The organism is Streptomyces hokutonensis, from assembly GCF_042751305.1.
Taxonomy (GTDB): Bacteria; Actinomycetota; Actinomycetes; order Streptomycetales; family Streptomycetaceae; genus Streptomyces; species Streptomyces hokutonensis_A.
In genome coordinates this window covers 97,134-116,644 of sequence record NZ_JBHYWD010000002.1, presented here as the reverse complement: position 1 = coordinate 116,644, position 19,511 = coordinate 97,134, and the positions used below count along the sequence as shown (strand labels likewise).

Here is a 19,511-nt window from a genome sequence, read left to right as displayed (position 1 = left end):
GGGGGGCGCGCGCGGTCACCCCCCCCCACGCCACCCGCCTCACTCACCCAGACAATCACAGAGAGATATATCAACCGGGCCCGGTGATACATGGAGGGGTGGCGGGTCAGGCCAGCGGCTTCTCCAGCAGCGCCTTGCGGTGGCTGAACGTCTCGATCGAGTAGCGGCCGTGGTAGTTGCCCATACCGCTCTCGCCCACGCCGCCGAACGGCAGGTCGGAGACGGTGAGATGGGCGAGCGGGAGGCCGTAGCCGACGGCGCCCGAAGAGGTCTCGGCGGCGATCCGGGCACGGGTGTCGTCGGAGTCGGTGAAGACGTACAGGGCGAGGGGCTTGTCGCGGTCGTTGATGAAGTCGATCGCCGCGTCGACGTCGGGGACGGTGACGATCGGCAGGATCGGGCCGAAGATCTCCTCCGCCATGACGGGCGCCTTCGGGTCCACGTCGGCGAGCACGGTCGGCGCGATGTACTTGTCGTCGCGGTCGCTGCGTCCGCCGACGACGACCCGGCCGGAGTCGAGCAGTCCGGCCAGCCGGTCGAAGTGGCGTTCGTTGACGATCCGGCCGTACTCGCCGGAGGTCTGCGGGTCGGCGCCGTAGACCTTCTCCACCGCGGTCACGAGGAGGGGTTCGAGCGCGGCGGCTGTCTCCGGGTCGGTCAGGACGTAGTCGGGGGCGACGCAGGTCTGGCCGGCGTTGAGGAACTTTCCGCGCGCCAACCGGTCGGCGACGACGGAGAGATCGGCGTCGCGGTCGACGAACGCCGGTGATTTGCCGCCGAGTTCGAGGGCGACCGGCGTCAAGTGCTCGGCGGCGGCGCGCAGGACGATGCGGCCGACGGCGCCGTTGCCGGTGTAGAAGATGTGGTCGAAGTGCTCGGCGAGCAGGGCCGTGGTCTCGGGGATCGCGCCCTCGACGACGGCGACCGCGTCGGTGTCGAGGTAGGCGGGCACCAGCCGGGCGATCGCGGCGGAGGTGGCCGGGGCCAGCTCGCTGGGCTTGAGGACCACCGCGTCGCCCGAGGCCAGCGCGCCGACAACCGGGGTCAGCAGGAGCTGGACCGGGTAGTTCCAGGGGGCGATCACGAGGACGACACCGAGCGGGTCGTACTGCGTCCAGGCGGTCGCGTCCGTACCGAGGTGGGCCGGTACGGGGGCGGACTCGGGCCGCAGCCACTCCTCGAGGTGGTCGAGGGTGTGGTCGATCTCGCGGATCGTGAAGCCGATCTCGGTGCGCTGGGACTCGGCGGCGCTCTTGCCGAGGTCGGCATGGAGGGCGGCGGCGAGGTCGTCGCCGTGCTCCGTGAGCAGGTCGCGGAGGCGGCGGAGCTGGGCGGTGCGCCACTCCACGGGCTTGGTACGGCCGGTGCGGAAGGTCGCGCGCAGGCGGGCCACGATGTCGGCGGGCTGCTCGGGGCTGGGCTGGTTCACGGTGCCTCGCTGCTGGTGCGTGGGAGTTCTCTACGGACAGGTGTATATAGCAACCATTCATACACCGGGAAAAATTCCGGTGGGAACATGGTCACCTCCCACGTGATGGCTGTCACATCCGCACGAGCTCCCGGCGACGCCGTTCCAGGTACCCGCGCTCCGCCGCGCTCTCCGTCCGGGCGAGCGCCGCCTCGTACGCCGCGACCGCCTCCGCGCGGCGGCCCAGCCGGCGCAGCAGATCGGCGCGCACCGCGTGAAACACGTGGTAGTCGTCGAGGTCCAGCGTGTCCACGAGGTCGAGGGCCTTGCGCGGTCCGTCCACCTCGGCGACGGCGACGGCCCGGTTGAGGGCGACGACCGGGCTCGGCGCGACGGCCATGAGCTGGTCGTAGAGCTGGAGGATCTGCCCCCAGTCCGTCGCGTCCGCGGTCGCCGCGTCGCTGTGCACGGCGTTGATCGCGGCCTGGATCTGGTAAGGCCCGGGGTTGTTCAGTCGCAGGCACCGCCGGACGAGTGACTGGCCGTCGGCGATCAGCTCGTGGTCCCAGCGGTCGCGGTCCTGCTCGGGCAGGGGCACCAGCTCGCGGTTCGCGCCCTCCCGGGCGGTCCGGCGCGACTCGACGAGCAGCATGAGCGCGAGCAGGCCGGTGACCTCGGGCTCGTCCGGCATCAGTTCGGAGAGGAGGCAGCCGAGGCGCAGGGCTTCGGCGCACAGTTCGGGCGAGCCGGTGTAGCCCTCGTTGAAGATCAGGTAGACGACGGCCAGGACGCCCTTGAGCCGGTCGGGGAGGTCGGCGTCGCGGGGCACCCGGTACGGGATCTTCGCGTCGCGGATCTTGGCCTTGGCGCGGACCAGGCGCTGGGCCATCGTCGGTTCCGGCACCAGAAAGGCACGGGCGATCCGGGCGGTGGTGAGCCCGCCGAGCAGCCGCAGGGTGAGCGCGACCTGTGCCTGGGTGGCGAGCGCGGGGTGGCAGCAGGTGAAGATCAGGCGGAGCCGGTCGTCGCGCACGGGTCCCTCCTCGGCGGGCGCGTCGGACGCGTGCAGCAGGGCGGCCTCGGCGTGCCGGGCCTCCCGGGAGGACTCGCGGCGCAGCCGGTCGATCGCGCGGTTGCGGGCGGTCGTGATGATCCACCCGGCCGGACTCGGCGGCACACCGGTCTCCGGCCATTTCTGTACGGCCGTGGTGAAGGCGTCCTGGACCGCTTCCTCGGCGAGGTCGATGTCGCCGAGGAAGCGGACCAGGACAGAGACCGCGCGCCCGTACTCGGCACGGAAGACGGCCTCGATATCGGTGGCGAACGCCATCAGTCCTCGGAGGTGTTCATGAAGGGGCGCACCTCCACGGGCAGGGTGGTGGCCCAGGTCGCCCGCCTGCCCCATTCCAGAGCCGCGTCCAGGTCGGCCGCCTTGATGACGCACAGGCCGCCCAGATACTCCTTGCCCTCGGCGTACGGACCGTCCGTGATCAGCACGTCTCCGTCCTTGGGGCGCAACACGGTGGCCGTCTCCGGGCCGTGCAGTCCGCCGGCGAAGACCCAGGCACCGGCGGCCTGGAGCTCGTCGTGGAAAACATCCAGCTTGCGGCGGATCTCCGCCATCTCCTCGGGGGAGGGCATCTGTCCGTCGGTCGGCGTGATCACACTGAGCAGGTAGTGCTGCATGGCGTCCTCCATGGCGCAGGGGGTTCTCGAAGTCCCTGGGGGGATCTCTCACCTCCTACACGAACGCCGTGTTCCCGGATCGACAGCGCGCCTCAGGAAACCGGCAGGATTTTCTCCACGGGTTCCTCGGTGGGCGCTTCCGCGGGCTCCTGGTCCAGGGCCGCGGTGAGCCGCGCCAGCAGTCGTACGAGGTCGCCGTGGTCGTCTATCGCGTCGAGCAGCCGGGTCTGGTCGGTGAGGAGACGGTGCGCGGCACGCTGGTGGAGGGTGCGGCCCCGGGCGGTCAGGTGGAGCAGGACGCGACGGCGGTCGGCGCGGTCGGGGCGGCGGTAGACGAGGTTGTCGGCGACCATCCGGTCCACCAGCTTGGTCAGGCTCGGCGCGGGCATCAGGACCTGGTCGGCGATCTCGGTCATCGGATGTCCCTTGCCGTCCGCGATGACCGACAGGACGCGCCACTGCTCGACCGAGCAGTCCTCCTCGGCCAGTACGACGGCCATGCGCAGGCCCATCCGCCGCTCGGCGTGACTCAGCAGGTGGGCGAGGCCCGGCGACGGTACGGACGACATTGCCGCTGTCCTTCCGGTAGGTCTACTGTGCGGTTCAGATTACGAGCCTCTGCGAGGGCGCCGGGGCCGGGCCCGGTTTCCGTGCCCTCATGCCCTCACGGAGGTGGTCTGGTGCGTTCCCTGCCGCCCGGGCGGATCAGCGGCCCGGTCAGGACTCTGGTCGTGGCGCTGGTCGTCCCGCTGCGAGGTCCCGCAGGCGTCTTCGGCCCGTCCTGCGAACTGGCCGCACAGCTCGCCGTCGAGGAACTCAACGCCACCGGCGGGGTGTTGGGCCGCGAGGTCCGGCTGATCGTGGTGGACGGCGGCTGCCCGGCGGAGCAAGTGGCCGCCGAGGTCGAGGTGTTGGTGTCGATGCGCGCGGTCGACGCGGTGGTCGGCTGGCACACCTCCGCGGTCCGCAAGGCGCTGCTGCCGCGCATCGCGGGCCGGGTGCCGTACGTCTACACCGCGCAGTACGAGGGCGGCGAGCGCACGCCCGGCGTGTTCCTGACCGGTGAGACCGACGCGGCCCAACTCCTGCCCGCCATGCGCCTGTTGGCGGAGGAGACGGGTGCGCGGCGCTGGTGCACGGTGGGCAACGACTATGTGTGGCCGCGCGTCACCGCACGGGCCGCGCGCCACTACGCCCGGGAGTGCGGCGGCCGGGTGCGCGACGAGGTCTTCGTTCCCTTGGGCACGTACGAGTTCGGTCCGGTCCTGCGCCGGGTCGAGCGGTGCGAGGCGGACGCGGTACTGATGCTGCTGGTCGGGGGCGACGCGGCGCGCTTCAACAGGGCGTTCGCCGCCCATGGGCTGCACCAGCGCTGCCTGCGGCTGAGCACGCACATGGACGAGAACATCCTGCTGGCCACCGGCGCGGAGGCCACCGAGGGACTGTGGGCGGCGGCCGGCTACTTCGAGACCCTCGCCACCGCCGAAAGCCTTGATTTCAGCGGGCGTTACGCGGCCCGGTTCGGCGTGGAGGCACCCGTCGTGGGCAGCCTCGGCGAGTCGTGCTTCGAAGGCGTACGGCTGCTGGCGGCGCTGGCCGAGCGGGCGCGATCGCTGGATGTGGGCGCCATGTGCGCGCTCGGCGGCACGGTTTCCTACGAGGGACCGAGAGGCGTACTGCGTCTGCACGGCAATCACCTCCGCCAACGGCTGTATCTGGCGCGGGCGGACGCCTTCGACTTCGACATCGTCGCCCAACTCTGACCTCCCCCACCTGCCAGGATCAAGGCTACCTTCCCGCAGGAATAGTTTCCACAGGAAGCATCAATTAAATCTACGCGCGTCGCCAAAAGAATTTTGAAAGGTCTCTCATTTAAAGCGTCCGAAACGGTCGGGAAACAATTCGGCGTGACTCTTCCGTCCAACTCCCCCGGGCCGTCCGGGAGATGACCCACACCCGTGGAAGAGGGAAGTGTCGTGACGGAGATCGTCGACAAAGAGGCGCCGGCAACGGCTGCCGGACGGACCTACAACGACTGGGCGCAGAACGACACGCTGGAGGACTACTCGCTGCGCTACGCACCGAAGTCCTTCCGGCGCTGGACGCCGTACGTGGTGGCCACCACCGCGCTCGGCGGCATCGCGTACCTCGCCGACTTCGCCATCGGCGGCTCGATCGCGATCTCGAACGGCTTCTCCAGCGCCATGGTGGCGATCCTGGCGGCGGCGGTGACGATCTTCCTCACCGGCATCCCGATCTCGTACTACTCGGCCAAGTACTCGATCGACATGGACCTGTTGACCCGGGGCGCCGGTTTCGGCTATCTCGGCTCGACCCTCACGTCGGTCATCTACGCCAGCTTCACCTTCATTTTCTTCGCGCTAGAGGGCTCGATCATGGCGCAGGCGCTCGACCTGGGTCTCCACATCCCCCTGGCCGTCGGCTACTTGATCTGCTCCCTGATCATCCTGCCGCTGGTCATCTACGGCATGACCGCGCTCTCCAAGATGCAGGTGTGGACGCAGCCGGTGTGGCTGGTGCTGATGGTCGCGCCGTTCGTGTCCATCGCGATCCAGGAGCCGGGCAAGTTCTCGCAGTTCACCCACTTCGCGGGCAACTCCCCCACCGGGTCGAGCATCAGCATGCTCGGGGTCGGCGCGGGCGCCGGTGTGGCCCTGTCGCTGATCGCGCAGATCGGTGAGCAGGTCGACTATCTGCGCTTCATGCCCGACAAGACCCCGCAGAACGCGAAGAAGTGGTGGGGCGCGGTGCTCTCCGCAGGACCCGGCTGGGTGATCCTCGGTGCGGCGAAGCAGATGGGCGGCGCGTTCCTCGCCTTCTACATCGCCGGCAGCGTGGGCCTGGCCAAGGCCAACGAGCCCATCCAGCAGTACGTGCACGGCTTCAAGACCTTCGCCGCTCCGGTCGCCCTGGGTCTGGCCACGTTCTTCGTGATCCTCTCCCAGATAAAGATCAACTCGACGAACGCGTACTCCGGTTCGCTGTCCTGGTCGAACTTCTTCTCCCGTCTGACACACCGTCACCCGGGCCGCGTGGTCTACATCTTCCTCAACGTGGGCATCGCCCTGGCCCTGATGGAGGGCGGCGTCTTCGGCTTCCTCAACACGGTCCTCGGCTTCTACTCCAACGTGGCGATCGCCTGGATCGGCGCGGTCGTCGCCGACCTGGTCATCAACAAGCCGCTCAAACTCAGCCCGTCCTACATCGAGTTCAAGCGCGCCCACCTGTACAACTTCAACCCGGTCGGCTTCGGCTCGATGCTCATCGCCTCGGCCGTCTCCATCGCCGCGTACTTCGAGGCCTTCGGCGACTACGGCAAGGCGTACTCCCCCTTCATCGCCCTGTTCCTGGCGATGGTGCTCTCGCCCCTGTTCGCGTACCTCACCAAGGGCAAGTACTACATCGCCCGACTCGACGACCTGGAGGAGCCGCTGCTCGGCCCCGACGGGCTGCCCTCGGCCGTGGAGCTGACCTGCACGGTCTGCGCGACGGCCTTCGAGCGCCCCGACGTGGCGAACTGCCCCTTCCACTCCGGCCCGATCTGCTCCCTCTGCTGCAGCCTGGACAAGGACTGCCACGACTCCTGCAAGACCGGCCCCGGCGCGACCGGCCCGGTCGACCTCGCGATGCCCGCCGTCCGCTCGGCCGACTGACCGCCACGTCGTCTCCACCGCTCCGGCCCGCGTCCCGCGACACGGGCCGGAGCGTCGCGCGTGGCCGGGTCGGCCGATCGGGAGAATCACCCGCATGACCTCCCACGTTCTCGTCACCCGCGCCCGACGACTGGCGGACGACCTCCTCGCCCCGCACGCCGAACAGGTCGACCAGGAGGGCGTCCCGGCGACCCACATCGAGGCGATCAAACAGTCCGGCCTGCTGGGCGTGAGCGCCCCCGTGGCCTACGGCGGCTCGGCGGCACCCGGCGCGGTGGCGAGGGAGACGGCGGAGATCCTGGCCGGGGCGTGCTGCTCCACGTGGTTCGTGCAGACCCAGCACCACACGCCCGTCATGACGCTGGCGAAGAGCGAACTGCCGGTGCGGGAAAGGCTGTTGGGCCCGCTCTCCCGAGGTGAGCTGATGTCCGGGGTGGCGTACGCGCATCTGCGGGCGTACCCGCGCGTCCCCGTACGGGTGTCGCGGGAGCGGGGAGGCTGGCGCTTCGACGGTACGGTGCCCTGGTACACGGGCTGGGGCCTGAACGACGTGATGCTGCTCGCGGGAGTGACGGACGCGAACGAGGCGTTGTTCGCGTTCACCGAGGCGCGGGAACAGCCAGGCCTGCGTCCCTCAACTCCGATGCGGCTGGCGGCACTTACCGCTTCCCGGACCGTGTCGCTGGAGCTGGACGGCCTGTGGCTCCCCGAGGAGGCGGTGGCCCTGCGCGCGCCGTACGCGGAGTGGGCGAGGGCGGACCGCCCGAAGCCGACGAACGCGTCACCGGCGGTGTTCGGAGTCGCCGCGGCGGCGCTCGCCCTGCTCGACGACGACACCGCCGACCCGCTCCGCACCCGCCTCGACGAGGTACGCGAGCAGGCCTACTCGCTGGCCGAACACCCGGTACCGCACGAGCACTTGGCCGAGCGGCTGGCTCTCAGGACCCAGGCGTACGAGGTGCTGATGACGGCCACGACGGCGGCCGTGGTGGCCGGGGGCGGCAGATCCCTGTCCTTGACGAGCAGGGCCCAACGCCTCGCGCGCGAGGCGCTGTTCCTGCTGGTCCAGGGCCAGACGGCGGAGTCGAGAGCGGCGCACTTGAAAGCACTGGCCGACGCGTAATTCGCTTGACCCGGTCACGGAGCGACGCTGCACTGTGGCGGTGCATCACGGGACGTGGTGCCGTTACCCCGGGGAGGCAGCGACAGTGGTGGAGATCCGTCCCACGACCGACGAGGACCTCGACGTCTTCGTCGACACACTCCATGCCGCGTTCGGAAACTTCCGGGAATCGCCGACCGAAGGCGGCGGTCTCTGGTGGTCGGCGCTCGAGATGGACCGCTGTCTGCTCGCCACGACGGCGGACGGCCGGCCCGTCGGCACCGCCGGCGCATACTCCTTCGAGCTCACTCTGCCCGGTGAGAACCTCGTCCCGGTCGGCGGGGTGACCGCCGTCGGCGTCCTGGCCTCGCACCGACGCCAGGGTGTGCTCAGCGCGATGATGCGCCACCAGCTCACCGAGCTGCGCGCCCGCGGCGAGTCCCTCTCCGTGCTGCTGGCCTCCGAGGCCCTGATCTACCGCAGGTTCGGCTACGGACCGGCGACCTACACCCAGCGGCTGACGGTGCCGCGCCACCGGGCCGCCCTCACCGTTCCCCGGGCGGGCGACACGGCCGCGGGCCCGGCGTCCGGCTCGGTCGAGCTGCTGCCTCGTGCCGAGTGCGGCGAGATCCTGGAGGAGGTCTACGACCGCTACCGCCGCGCACAGCCCGGAGCGCTGTCCCGGCCGCACCGCTGGTGGGCCGCGGGCGCGGGGCAGCCCCCGATCTCTCCGAAGCCTCGTTATGTCGCTGTCCACCGGGACGCAGACGGGGTTCCGGACGGCTACGCCAGCTATGCGCTCGGCGACTCCCGAAACCTGACCGTGGACGAGACCATCGCCGCCGATGACGCCGTCTTCACGGCGCTGGCCCGGTTCGTGCTCGGCCACGACCTGGTCGGTCAGGTCGTGTTCAAGCAGTTCCCGCCCGGCCACCCGCTGCGCTGGCAGCTCGCGGACTTCCGCGCGGGAGAGGTGAGCGGCGACACCGACTGGCTCTGGGTACGGCTGCTGGACGTCCCGCGTGCCCTGACCGAGCGCGGCTGGTCGACGGACGGGGAGCTCGTCCTCGACGTGGACGACCCGTTCCTCGACGAGCACGGCCGCTATCTGCTGACCGTCCGGGACGGCAAGGCCGAGTGCGTCCTCACCGGCCGGGAGCCCGATCTCTCCATGGACATCAGCGACTTGGGCTCGGTCTACCTCGGCGGCACCGCGCCGAGCACGCTCGTGCGGGCCGGACACATCCGGGCCCACCGTCCGGACGCGCCCGCCCTCGCCGACGCGCTCTTCCGGTCCGATCGCTCCCCGCACTGCCTGCACTGGTTCTGACCGCGACCGGCATCGGGGGGCGCGAAGCCGGGCCGTCCTGCGGCTCGGCGGCCACCCGGCCCCGACTCGGCTCACCCGGCTCAGCCGGCGAACGGCACCTGTGCCTCAGCAGGCAGCTGCCCGCCGACCGGGTGCCGCCAGATTCCCTCGGCGGCCAGCCTCGGCAGCACCCCTTCCCCGAACCAGTACGCCTCCTCCAGATGCGGATAACCCGAGAGCACGAACTCCTCGATCCCCAGCGCCGCGTACTCCTTGATCCGCTCGGCGACCTCCTCGTGGCTGCCGACCAATGCCGTCCCGGCCCCGCCCCGGACCAGACCGATCCCGGCCCACAGGTTGGGATGGATCTCCAGCCCGTCCCGGCTGCCCCCGTGCAGGGCCAGCATCCGCTGCTGCCCCTCGGACTCGCTCCGGGCCAACCCGGCCTGTACGGATTTCACGGTCTCGGCGTCGAACCCGTCGAGCAGCCGGTTCGCCTCGGCCCAGGCCTCGGCGGACGTGTCACGCGTGATGACGTGCAGCCGGATACCGAAGCGGAGCGTCCGTCTCTCCTTCGCGGCCAGCCCCCTGATCCATGCGATCTTGTCGGCGACCTGGGCCGGCGGCTCGCCCCAAGTGAGGTACACGTCCACGTACTTGGCCGCGATCTCGCCCGCGATCGGCGACGATCCCCCGAAGTACACCTCGGGCACCGGTTCCGGCAGCCGCGCCAGCTTCGCGTCCTCGACCCGCAGGTGCTCGCCGGCCAGGTCGACGGTCTTGCCGTCCCACAACTCCCGCACGATCTCCAGGAATTCGCCGGTACGGCGATAACGGTCGTCCTTGTCGAGGAAGTCCCCGTAGGCCCGCTGCTCGTGGCTCTCGCCGCCGGTGACGACGTTGAGCAACAGCCGTCCGCCGGTCTGCCGCTGGAACGTGGACGCCATCTGCGCGGCGAGCGTGGGCGAGACGAAGCCGGGCCGGAAGGCGACCAGGAACTTCAGGCGTTCGGTGTGCTGGCTGACCATGGCGGTGGTCAGCCACGCGTCCTCGCACCAGGCGCCGGTGGGCGTGAGGGCGCCCACGAATCCCAGGTCCTCGGCCGCGCGGGCGATCTGGCTCAGATAGGCGACCGTCGGCGGCCGGTCCCGTCCGGAGGCGGTGGCGGGGGTACCGTGACCGCCGCCGACGACATGGCGGCTGTCTCCGTTGGTGGGGAGGAACCAGTGGAAGGTGAGGGACACAGGGGGTCTCCGATCCGGACTGTCCTGAAGGGGGTTAGAGGAGGCCGTGGCGGGGTGGCCGGGTGCCGTTGAGCACGTATCTGCCGATGTGCTGGATCTTCCAGCGCGCCGGGTCGTGCAGCGTGTGGGTGCGGGCGTCGCGCCAATGCCGGTGCAGGTTCAGCGAGTTGAGGGCCGAGCGGGTGCCGGACACCTCGAAGAGGGCGCCCGCCACCTCCACGGCCGTCTGCGCGGCGTGCACCTTGGCCGCCGCCACCGCGATGGACGCCTCCGCCGCCGAGTCGTCGGTCAGATTGGCGCGCGCCGCGTCCACGGCCCGGGCCGCCTGGATCAGCAGGGCCTCGGACGCCCTTGTCTGGATGGCGAGTTCACCGAACCGCTGGATCAGCAGCGGGTCCGCGGCGGCGGTCTCCAGCCCGCTCTCGAACCACGGGCGGCTCTTCGTCCGGACGAACTCGGCCGCTTCGGCCAACGCTCCCCCGGCGATTCCGGCGTCGATGGCCGCGTGCAGCAACTGAGCGACGGCGCCGTGGAGTTGGGGGCCTTCGAAGGTGAGGTGGTGGGGCAGGACCCGGTCCGCCGGGACGGAGACCGCCTCCAGGCGGACCGTGCCGCTGGCCGTCGTGCGCTGTCCCATTCCGTCCCAGTCGTCGACGACCGTGACGCCCTCGGCGTCGCTCGGGACGTAGGCGACATGCAGATTGTCGTCCTCGGTACGGGCGAGGACGGGGATCCAGTCGGCGAAGAGGGCGCCGGTGGAGTAGTGCTTGACTCCGGTCAGTGTGTACGAGCCGTCGGGCCGGCGGGTGAGCCGGGTGCGGATGTCCTGGACGTGTTTGGTGCCCGCCTCCGACTGGGCGTTGCCGAAGCGGCGGCCCGCGAGGAGTTCGGTGAAGAAGAACTTCCGCTGGTCCGGGGTGCCCTGACGGCGGATCACATTGACGTAGGCGAAGTGGCTCTGCGGGATCTGGGCGAGGCTGCCGTCGGCGGAGCCGAGCAGGCGGAAGATCTCGGCGAGGGTCTGAGAGCTCACGTCGGCGCCGCCGTACTCGGCGGGCACGGTGACGGCGAGCAGCCCGGAGTCCGAGAGCCGGTCCAACTCGGCGCGCGGGAGCCTGCGTTCGCTGTCTCGGGCGGAGGCTCCGGCGCGGAACTCGTCGGCGAGTGCGGCGGCGAGGACGAGGGCCTCGGCGTCGTCGGCGATCACATGTGCGGTGCCGCCAGTGCTCTCGGGGTCGGTCATGGTGGTCAGCTCGCCGCCGCCAGGAGCGGGGTGCGGCCGAGGGCCGCCGAGAACTGGTCCACCACCTGGGTGAGGGCCTCGGCGGTGCCCGGGGCGACAGTGAGCGAGCCGTCCTCCTGGGCGGTGATGTCCTTGTCGAGGGTGAACCAGCCCTGGACTATGTGCGCGGCACCCATGGAGTTCAGCACCGGGCGGAGCGCGTAGTCGATGGCCAGCACATGTGCGGTGGACCCGCCGGTGGCGAGGGGCAGCACGGTCTTGCCGGTGAGGGCGTACTGCGGGAGCAGGTCGAGGAGCGCCTTGAGGACTCCGGAGTAGGAGGCCTTGTAGACGGGGGTGCCGACGACCACTCCGTCGGCGAGGGCGAAGAGTTCCGTCGCCTCGACGATCGCCGGGTGGCGGAAGTCCGCGCCGAGCAGGGCCTCGGCGGGGATGGTGCGGACGTCGAGCGGGATCACCTCGTGCCCCTGGGCGATCAGCCGCTTGTCCAGATGGCGCAGGAGCCGGTTGGTGCGGGAGGAGGCGGAGGGGCTGCCGGAGACGGACAGGACGGTGGCCATGGGTCCTCTTTTCTGGTCTGCTGCGGGGACGGTCAGGCGTGCACGGAGACGGACTCGGGCTCCGCGTCCGGGAGTTGGGCTTCCAGTTCACGCACCAGCGGCAGCACCCGCTTGCCGAAGTACTCCACCTCCTCGTGGTAGTGCAGGAAGCCCAGCAGGAGAAGGTCGACGCCCAGCTTCCGGTAGGCGACGATCCGTTCGGCGATCTGCTCCGGCGTGCCGATGAGCCCCGTACGGAAGCCGTCGTTGTACTGCACCAGGTCCTCGAACGTGGAGTCCTGCCACATGCCCTTGCCGTCGGCGGAGGACTGCCCGGCCTGTTTCACCGCGGCCCCGAAGCCCTCGACTGCCTCGCGGTCGGCCTTGGCGACGATCTCGCGGAGCGTGTCGCGGGCCTCGGCCTCGGTGTCCCGGGCGATGAGGAAGCCGTTGAGGCCGAACTTCGGTGCGGTGCGGCCGACTTGGGCCGCCGAGTGGCGTACGTCGGCGATCTGCTCGGTGACGCCGTCGAAGTCCTTGCCGTTGGAGAAGTACCAGTCGGAGACCCGGCCGGCCATGGCGCGGGCGGCGGTGGAGTTGCCGCCCTGGAAGATCTCGGGGTGCGGTCGTTCGGGTGTGTTGAGGGGCTTTGGCTTGAGGGAGAAGTCGCGCAACCGGTAGAAGTCTCCGGCGAGTTCGGTGTGGTCCTCGGTCCAGATCTGGCGCAGGGCCTGGATGAACTCCTCTGAGCGGCGGTAGCGCTCGTCGTGCTCCAGCCAGGGTTCGCCGAGCGCGGTGAACTCGCCCTTGAACCAGCCGGAGACGACGTTGACCGCGAAGCGGCCGTTGGACAAGTGGTCGGCGGTGGCGCCGAGTTTGGCGAGGACGCCCGGGTGCCAGAGGCCGGGGTGAACGGCTGCGATCACCTTCAGGCGCTGGGTGGCGAGGAGGAGGGCGAGGCTGAAGCTGGTCGACTCGTGCTGGAACTCGGCGCCGTAGCTGGCCATGTAGCGGACCTGGCTGAGCGCGTACTCGAAGCCGTTGTTCTCGGCGAGGACGGCGAGTTCGCGGTTGTACTCGTAGCCCCAGTCGGTGCGTTGCTCGATCTTGCTGGTGACGAGTCCCCCGCTGACGTTGGGGACCCAGTAGGCGAATTTCACGGGCTCTGCGGGCATGGCGAACTCCTGTTGCGGAATTTATTTCCGGGCACGCCGAATCCGGCCGGAGCGATATCCGGCGGATGTCGGGCGGGGGCGGAAAAGGGCGGCGGATCGGGAAGGAGAAGAGGGGGATCAGGCCGCGGTGCAACAGGAGGCGCTGGAGACGCGCGCGAGGTCGACGTGGCGTCGCCGCGTGAGGTCCAGTCGCATCTTCATGCCGTCGATCGTGGCAGCCGTCCGCGAGGACCGTCAAGGAAAACCCGACCGGTCTCGTATCGCGGACCATTGAATTTCACGAAGGTGTGACAGGGAAACCCTTGAACGGGCCGGGAAATCGGCCGCATTCTGCGGGCATGCGGACCGAACAGCTGGAATACATCGCGGCCGTGACCCGGCTCGGCTCGCTGCGCCGGGCAGCCGACGAACTGCGCCTGTCGCAGCCCGCGTTGAGCGAGACAGTGCGGAATCTCGAGCGCGAACTCGGGGTCGATCTCCTGGAGCGCAAAAGGACCGGCGCGACGATGAGCGCGGCGGGCCGGGAACTGCTGCCGAAGATCGTCGACGTGCTGGACGCGGTGGACCGGCTGCGGGCGGCGGCGGGCGAGCGGCACCGGATCAGTCGCATGGTGCGGGTGGGCACGGTGAACGCGGCGACCGTGCCGCTGCTGCTGCCCGTCGTCCGGGAGTTCCGCGCCTCGCATCCGCTCACCCAGGTCGAGGTGGTCGGCGCGCAGCAGACGGACATCCATCGGGCGCTGGCGGAGGGCGGTTTCGATCTCGGGCTGGTCAATCACCTCGACGGTGACGACATGCCCGCCGACTTCGAGTCCACCGAGCTGCTGTCCGGGCTGCCGGTGGTGTGCGTCCGTCCCGACAGCGCGCTGGCGGCCCGGCCGACCGTCACTGTGGAGGACCTACTCACCGAGCCGCTGATCGGTATGCGCTCCGGTTATGTGATGCACCGCTATGTCCACCGGCTGCTCAACGGGCGGGGACCGGCTTTCGCCTACTCGACCGATGGCGCCGAGATGGGCAAGCTCATGGTCGCGGAGGGCCTGGGGGTGACGGTCCTGCCCGACTTCAGCGTGATCGGGGACCCGCTGGAGCGGCTCGGCGCCATCACCTACCGGCCGATCGCCGGCGACACCGCCCGGGTACTGCTGATGCTGCGCCGCCGCCGCGCGGAGTCCGTGCCGCAGGCGGCCGGGGATCTGTACGAGGCGTTCGTGCGCCGGGCGCGCGAGTTGGGCGGAACACAGGGCTGAGGCCGGTGGGTCCTGTGGTCAGTCCTCGTCGCCCGCCGGGATCACCACGAGGAACGCGTCGGACTTCAGGTCCATGACGACACTGGCGGGCAGACCCTCGGCGCGGCGCCGGGCCGCGAACTCCTCGGCGGGCCATGATCCGCGCGGGGCTCCCGCCGGAAACCGCTCCAACACCTTGGCGACCATGTCCGCAGACACCTCCAGCATCAGACTTCGACTCCCCACGGGGACCGTCGTAACCATGCGTCTGCCCCCGATCGTCGTGGACATGCACGTCACGGCGTCGCCGAGGGACGTACGCCGGTCGGGTGACAGCCGCATCCGTCGGGGGTGCCCGGCCGGAAGCACCTGACGGCAGCCTTTTCCCGTCTCCCGGAGCGCGCACCATGAACGTCTCGGTCGTCCTGTTCACCTCGGACCTGCGTCTGCACGACCACCCCGCACTGCGGGCCGCCGGCGGGGCCCGCCGGCTGGTGCCGCTGTTCGTGCGCGACCGGGGTGTGGCAGACGCCGGGTTCGCCCCGCCCAACCGGCTCGCGTTCCTCGCCGACTGTCTGCGCGATCTCGACACGGGACTGCGCGAGCGGGGCGGCCGGCTGGTGGTCCGCTCCGGTGACGTCGTCGGCGAGGTGTGCAAGGTGGCCGCCGAGACCGACGCGGACGAGGTGCACATGGCGGCCGACGTCAGCGGCTACGCGCAGCGGCGCGAGCAGCGGCTGCGGCGGGCACTGGAGGCGGAGGGGCGGCGGCTGCACGTCCACGACACGGTGACCACGGCCGTCGCCCCCGGCGCGGTGACCCCCGCCTCTTCGGACCACTTCGCGGTCTTCACGCCGTACTTCCGGCAGTGGTCCGGGGTCCACCTGCGCGCCCCGCTCGCGGCGCCGCGCACCGTGCGGGTCCCGGAGGGTGTCGGTTCCGAGGAGCTGCCCTCCCGCGCCGGCATCGCGGGCCTTTCGCCGGGCCTGGCGACCGGCGGGGAGACGGAGGGCCGCAGGGAGTTGAGCCGGTGGCTGCGCAGTGGGATCGCCGCGTACGAGGACATCCACGACGACCTGGCCGCGGACGCCACCTCCCACCTCTCCCCGCATCTACACTTCGGCACCCTCTCCCCCGTCGAACTCGTCCACCGGGCACGGCGGTTGGACGGCCCGGGCGCCGAGGCGTTCGTACGGCAGCTCGCGTGGCGGGACTTCCACCGGCAGGTCCTGGCTGCCAGGCCCGCGTCCGCGAGCGCCGACTACCGTACGAAGCACGACCGTTGGCGGTCCGAGACCACGGCCCGTGCGGACATCGCGGCCTGGAAGGAGGGCCGTACCGGCTATCCGCTGATCGACGCGGCGATGCGCCAGCTGCGCCACGAGGGCTGGATGCACAACCGGGGACGGCTGCTGACGGCGAGCTTCCTCACCAAGACGCTCTACGTCGACTGGCGGATCGGCGCCCGGCACTTCCTCGATCTGCTGGTCGACGGCGATGTGGCGAACAACCAGCTCAACTGGCAGTGGATGGCGGGCACGGGCACCGATTCACGTCCCAACCGCGTACTCAATCCGGTCACTCAGGCCAAGCGGCACGACCCGGAGGGCGTGTACGTCCGCCGCTGGGTGCCCGAACTCGCCGGACTGGAGGGGCCGTTGGTGCACGAGCCGTGGAAACTCAAGGGACTTGAGCGGGTCGCGCTCGGCGACTATCCGGATCCGATCGTCGAACTCGGCGACGGGCTGGCGCGGTTCCGGCGAGGACGGTCAGGTGAGTGAGGCCCTGTATGCCCCCGACAGAAGGTCCACGGCATCGGTGAGTGTCGCCGGGCGTACCGCGCCCCGCGCCGTAGTGCCGGACCAGCCGGGTCCGGCCAGCACCACCGAGGGCTGTCGCCGGGCGCCCCGGACTCCCCAGCTGAGGTCGGCGAGGTGCCGGGCCGGCGGCGGGCTCGCCGTGGAGCGCGCCTGTGCCCACAGGACGACGGCCACCGGTCCCAGCCTCCGGACTGCCGCGGTGAGTGCCTCGGCGGGTACGGCGGCGCCGAACATCCTTGTGGGCAGGGCGAGTTCGCCCAGTGCGGCGTTGAGCGCCTCGATCGGCAGGGTGTGCTGTTCGCCGGGTACGCAGGCCAGGACGACGGGCGGGGCGTCCGTCTGGCGTCCTGGCGGCGGGGTGCGCCGGCGCAGGGCGGTGGAGACCTGCCAGGACAGCAGATGCTCCACCTCGACGTAACGGTCCCCGGACGAGGCCCACTTGCGCCCGATCGCGTGCAGGGTCGGCACCATCACCTCCTGCCAGGCGACGACCACGCCGTACCGGTCTACGGCGTCGGCGAGTTGGCGTTCGACGGCCGGTGAGTCGAGCCGGACGGCGGCGCGGGCGAGGCCCCGGCACTCCTGGCGCACATCGCCGAGCGGCAGGGTGCCGGCCGCCCGCGAACGGCCGGGGGCCCGAGCCGGGCGCTCCGCGTGCACATCGGCCGCCTGCCTGGCCGCGTGGGCCGCCTCGGCCGGGGGCACGCCCGACGAGGTCAGCCTGCACATCTCCTCCAGCAGCGCCACATCACGTGGGGTCCAGCGCCGGTGCCGCCCCTCGACACGGACGGCGGGCCCGATGCCGTAGCGCTGCTCCCAGGACCTCAGCGTGGTGGGCGCCACGCCCAGTCGGCGGGCCAACGCGCCGGTGGTCAGGGGGAGTTCGGCGGCGGACCGGATCTGCGCGTCATGGTCGGCGGGCAACTCGCTCATCCGGTGACTGTACGACGCAGAATCGACGCGAGTTGATGAGCCTGATCTGCGGCTCCGAGGATGGACGAAACGGGGCATGCGCCGGCAGACATGCCCCGCCGCCCTGGCGCCGAGTCCGCGTCCTGGGCGGCCGTCGTCCGATGTGAGGAGCCGGTGTCATGGGCCCGCAGCACAGCGCAGTCCGGCAGGCGCGCACCGACGAGGAACTGGCCAAGGGGCTGGTGTCCGGTGACGAGGAGTGCCTGACCGCCGTGTATGACCGCTGGTCGGCGCTGGTGCGCTCGCTGGCCCGGCGCGCGCTGGGGGACGCGGTGGAGGCCGAGGACGTGACCCAGCAGGTGTTTCTCGGGGTGTGGCACGGGCGGCGGGGTTTCCGTCCCGAGCACGGCACGATCGGCGGCTGGATCGTCGGCATCGCCAGGCGCAGGATCGCCGACGCGCTGTCCGCCAGGATCCGCCGGCTGCACCTCGTGGCCGCCGCCGGGGCAGCCCTGACCCACGCCGATCCCGCCGCCCACCGCCCCGATGCCGCCCTCGACCGGGTTCTCGTCCTGCGGGAACTGGCCCGGCTGCCCGCGCCCCAGCGGCGGGTGCTGCGGCTCACGTACTACGAGGACCTCACCCAGACCCAGATCGCGCGGCGCACCGGCTGGCCACTGGGCACGGTGAAGAGTCATGCCCGGCGCGGGCTCCACCAGCTGCGCCGCAGCCTCCGGCACGACGAACAGGCCGAGCACTACACATAAAGGATTTATAAGAGCAGAATGGAGTGAAGCGGCTCTTACCGCACACCGCACCAGACGCGGTCAGGCCAGCCAAGTCGAAGGAGACGAGTCATGGCCAACGTCTCGCACACCAGAGGTGACATAACAAGCCACCCTGATGTCTCCGAAATGCAGGCGCGTTACGCCCGCATGCTCGGTGGACGCGATGTGGCGCTCGTGGACGGACCGGTGTTCCTGCTCGGTCTGTACTGCGCCGTATCCCCGTGGATACTCCACTACACGACGAGCCAGCCGGCGCTCGTGCCGCACAACCTGATCATCGGCATCGCGATCGGCCTGCTGGCCCTCGGATTCACCAGGGCACCGGAACGCATGTACGGCCTCAGCTGGGCGATGAGCGCCCTGGGTGTCTGGATGATCGTCTCGCCGTGGATCGTCGGCGACAACCCCGACAAGGGCGTCATCCTGAACAACGTCATCGTCGGCGGACTGGCCGTACTCCTGGGCATCGTGTGTGCCGCGACGGCGGCGCGGAGCACCCCCAAACCATAGAGCGTTCGGAGGAGGAACCCACGCCCCCTTCAGTGGTCGCCGGGCACCAGCCACGGCGACTGCGGGAGGGGGCTGCCGGTTTCGAGGACCGACTTCAGGTTGGACAGCACCGCCGGCCAGCCGCCGGACACGTCGGACAGCTCGCCCTCGTCGGCGAGGTCCTCGTGGGTGACGGTGAGGCGCACGATGTCCTCGTGCCGCCGGATGTCGTAGGTGACGCGGGAGTACGTGTCCTCCGTGCCCTCGTTCTCCGGCGAGGTCCACGTGGTCACCAGCCGGTTCGGGCGGTCGCTCTCGACCACGGTCCCGACGACGTCGGCGATGCCGGAACCGTCGGTGCGCACATGCTCCCAACGCGAACCCTGCCGCCAGTCCGACACATTGCCGTGCCCCCAGTAGGCGGCGGTCAGGTCGGCGTCGGTGAGGGCGTCCCAGACCTTCTCGGGAGTGCTCGCGATGTAGGTGACGTAGACGAATGTCGGCTTGTCGGTCATGGCTTCCTCGGCTCGTCGCTTCAGGTCTCCGAGCGCGCGCAGGCGCGGGCGCTCGAACTTGTCGATCCAGCGCCGCTGCATCTCGTGCAGCGGGACCGGATTCAGGTAGTGCAGCTTCTCCCGCCCGCGCCGCACCGTGCTGACCAGGTTGGCGGCCTCCAGGACGGCCAGATGCTGGGTCACCGACTGGCGGGTCATGTCGATACGCCCGCACAGCTCACCGAGCGTCTGCCCGTTGTGCTCGTGCAGCCGGTCCAGCAGCCGCCGTCGGGTCTCGTCGGCCAGCGCCTTGAAGACCGCGTCCATACCTGGGCCGTGTTTGGATCGCACACCCAAAGTCATGCAGGCAATTACCTGCATGTCAAGGCGGGCGTTGCG

Annotated in this window: 19 protein-coding genes and 1 pseudogene; 8 read left to right on the top strand and 12 right to left on the bottom strand. The window is 70.4% G+C overall.

The window, feature by feature from the left end; all coding sequences use genetic code 11:
- Positions 1 to 106: 106 nt before the first annotated feature.
- From ACFXC1_RS06625 to ACFXC1_RS06610, 4 genes and pseudogenes are all read right to left on the bottom strand, one after another.
- A pseudogene (locus ACFXC1_RS06625) lies at positions 107 to 1,435 on the bottom strand (aldehyde dehydrogenase family protein); the annotation flags it as partial.
- Positions 1,436 to 1,541: 106 nt separating this feature from the next.
- Positions 1,542 to 2,738: an RNA polymerase sigma factor gene (locus tag ACFXC1_RS06620; protein ID WP_381239718.1), complete on the bottom strand. Its 1,197-nt coding sequence runs from the start codon at positions 2,736 to 2,738 to the stop codon at positions 1,542 to 1,544.
- Entirely contained in the window at positions 2,738 to 3,094 is a 357-nt protein-coding gene (locus ACFXC1_RS06615; RefSeq protein ID WP_381239716.1) for a YciI family protein, read from the bottom strand. The genes ACFXC1_RS06620 and ACFXC1_RS06615 overlap by 1 nt, the downstream gene beginning before the upstream one ends.
- Before the next feature lie 92 nt (positions 3,095 to 3,186).
- The gene (locus tag ACFXC1_RS06610; RefSeq protein ID WP_381239713.1) at positions 3,187 to 3,663 is read right to left on the bottom strand and encodes a MarR family winged helix-turn-helix transcriptional regulator; all 477 of its coding nucleotides are present in this window, start codon (positions 3,661 to 3,663) and stop codon (positions 3,187 to 3,189) included.
- A gap of 111 nt (positions 3,664 to 3,774) precedes the next feature.
- Here ACFXC1_RS06610 and ACFXC1_RS06605 point away from each other — a divergent pair, with 111 nt between their 5' ends.
- The 4 genes from ACFXC1_RS06605 to ACFXC1_RS06590 all read left to right on the top strand — a co-directional run bounded on the left by ACFXC1_RS06605 (position 3,775) and on the right by ACFXC1_RS06590 (position 9,200).
- Positions 3,775 to 4,857: a substrate-binding domain-containing protein gene (locus tag ACFXC1_RS06605; protein WP_381239711.1), complete on the top strand. Its 1,083-nt coding sequence runs from the start codon at positions 3,775 to 3,777 to the stop codon at positions 4,855 to 4,857.
- Positions 4,858 to 5,070: 213 nt separating this feature from the next.
- Complete coding sequence (locus tag ACFXC1_RS06600) at positions 5,071 to 6,768, top strand: purine-cytosine permease family protein (RefSeq protein WP_201048715.1); 1,698 nt, start codon at positions 5,071 to 5,073, stop codon at positions 6,766 to 6,768.
- A 94-nt stretch (positions 6,769 to 6,862) separates the two neighbouring features.
- Positions 6,863 to 7,891 carry an acyl-CoA dehydrogenase family protein gene (locus tag ACFXC1_RS06595; RefSeq protein WP_381239709.1) on the top strand — a complete coding sequence of 343 codons (1,029 nt, stop codon included), beginning with the start codon at positions 6,863 to 6,865 and terminating at the stop codon, positions 7,889 to 7,891.
- An 88-nt stretch (positions 7,892 to 7,979) separates the two neighbouring features.
- On the top strand, positions 7,980 to 9,200 hold the full coding sequence (locus ACFXC1_RS06590) for a GNAT family N-acetyltransferase (protein ID WP_381241107.1): 1,221 nt from the start codon (positions 7,980 to 7,982) through the stop codon (positions 9,198 to 9,200).
- Positions 9,201 to 9,280: 80 nt separating this feature from the next.
- Here the strand turns inward: ACFXC1_RS06590 and ACFXC1_RS06585 are convergent, their stop codons facing one another.
- The 5 genes from ACFXC1_RS06585 to ACFXC1_RS06565 form a co-directional block, all read right to left on the bottom strand.
- Positions 9,281 to 10,423 (bottom strand): LLM class flavin-dependent oxidoreductase, encoded by a 1,143-nt coding sequence (locus ACFXC1_RS06585; protein WP_381239706.1) that lies wholly within the window; start codon positions 10,421 to 10,423, stop codon positions 9,281 to 9,283.
- 34 nt (positions 10,424 to 10,457) lie between these two features.
- Complete coding sequence (locus ACFXC1_RS06580; protein ID WP_381239704.1) at positions 10,458 to 11,666, bottom strand: SfnB family sulfur acquisition oxidoreductase; 1,209 nt, start codon at positions 11,664 to 11,666, stop codon at positions 10,458 to 10,460.
- A gap of 5 nt (positions 11,667 to 11,671) precedes the next feature.
- Entirely contained in the window at positions 11,672 to 12,226 is a 555-nt protein-coding gene (ssuE, locus tag ACFXC1_RS06575; protein ID WP_381239702.1) for an NADPH-dependent FMN reductase, read from the bottom strand.
- A 32-nt stretch (positions 12,227 to 12,258) separates the two neighbouring features.
- A complete protein-coding gene (sfnG, locus tag ACFXC1_RS06570; protein ID WP_381239699.1) occupies positions 12,259 to 13,380 on the bottom strand; it encodes a dimethylsulfone monooxygenase SfnG in 1,122 nt (373 codons plus the stop codon).
- Between the two features lie 117 nt (positions 13,381 to 13,497).
- Positions 13,498 to 13,575 (bottom strand): putative leader peptide, encoded by a 78-nt coding sequence (locus ACFXC1_RS06565; protein WP_351520955.1) that lies wholly within the window; start codon positions 13,573 to 13,575, stop codon positions 13,498 to 13,500.
- 143 nt (positions 13,576 to 13,718) lie between these two features.
- Between ACFXC1_RS06565 and ACFXC1_RS06560 the strand changes: the two genes are divergently transcribed.
- Positions 13,719 to 14,630 (top strand): LysR family transcriptional regulator, encoded by a 912-nt coding sequence (locus tag ACFXC1_RS06560; protein ID WP_381239697.1) that lies wholly within the window; start codon positions 13,719 to 13,721, stop codon positions 14,628 to 14,630.
- Positions 14,631 to 14,648: 18 nt separating this feature from the next.
- On the opposite strand, the gene ACFXC1_RS06555 is transcribed toward ACFXC1_RS06560, so the two are convergent.
- Complete coding sequence (locus ACFXC1_RS06555; RefSeq protein WP_381239694.1) at positions 14,649 to 14,837, bottom strand: hypothetical protein; 189 nt, start codon at positions 14,835 to 14,837, stop codon at positions 14,649 to 14,651.
- Between the two features lie 179 nt (positions 14,838 to 15,016).
- On the opposite strand from ACFXC1_RS06555, the gene ACFXC1_RS06550 reads away from it, so the two are divergent.
- Positions 15,017 to 16,390, top strand: a complete 1,374-nt coding sequence (locus ACFXC1_RS06550) for a cryptochrome/photolyase family protein (protein ID WP_381239692.1) — start codon at positions 15,017 to 15,019, stop codon at positions 16,388 to 16,390.
- Here the strand turns inward: ACFXC1_RS06550 and ACFXC1_RS06545 are convergent.
- Positions 16,379 to 17,362: a MerR family transcriptional regulator gene (locus ACFXC1_RS06545; protein ID WP_381239689.1), complete on the bottom strand. Its 984-nt coding sequence runs from the start codon at positions 17,360 to 17,362 to the stop codon at positions 16,379 to 16,381. The genes ACFXC1_RS06550 and ACFXC1_RS06545 overlap by 12 nt on opposite strands.
- Positions 17,363 to 17,520: 158 nt before the next feature.
- Here ACFXC1_RS06545 and ACFXC1_RS06540 point away from each other — a divergent pair, with 158 nt between their 5' ends.
- Together ACFXC1_RS06540 and ACFXC1_RS06535 are read left to right on the top strand one after the other, a co-directional pair.
- Positions 17,521 to 18,108, top strand: coding sequence for a sigma-70 family RNA polymerase sigma factor (locus ACFXC1_RS06540; protein ID WP_381239686.1), 588 nt, complete (start codon positions 17,521 to 17,523; stop codon positions 18,106 to 18,108).
- Positions 18,109 to 18,198: 90 nt separating this feature from the next.
- A complete protein-coding gene (locus tag ACFXC1_RS06535; protein WP_381239684.1) occupies positions 18,199 to 18,639 on the top strand; it encodes an SPW repeat protein in 441 nt (146 codons plus the stop codon).
- A gap of 29 nt (positions 18,640 to 18,668) precedes the next feature.
- Here the strand turns inward: ACFXC1_RS06535 and ACFXC1_RS06530 are convergent, their stop codons facing one another.
- Complete coding sequence (locus ACFXC1_RS06530) at positions 18,669 to 19,439, bottom strand: ArsR/SmtB family transcription factor (RefSeq protein ID WP_381239681.1); 771 nt, start codon at positions 19,437 to 19,439, stop codon at positions 18,669 to 18,671.
- Between the last annotated feature and the right edge of the window lie 72 nt (positions 19,440 to 19,511).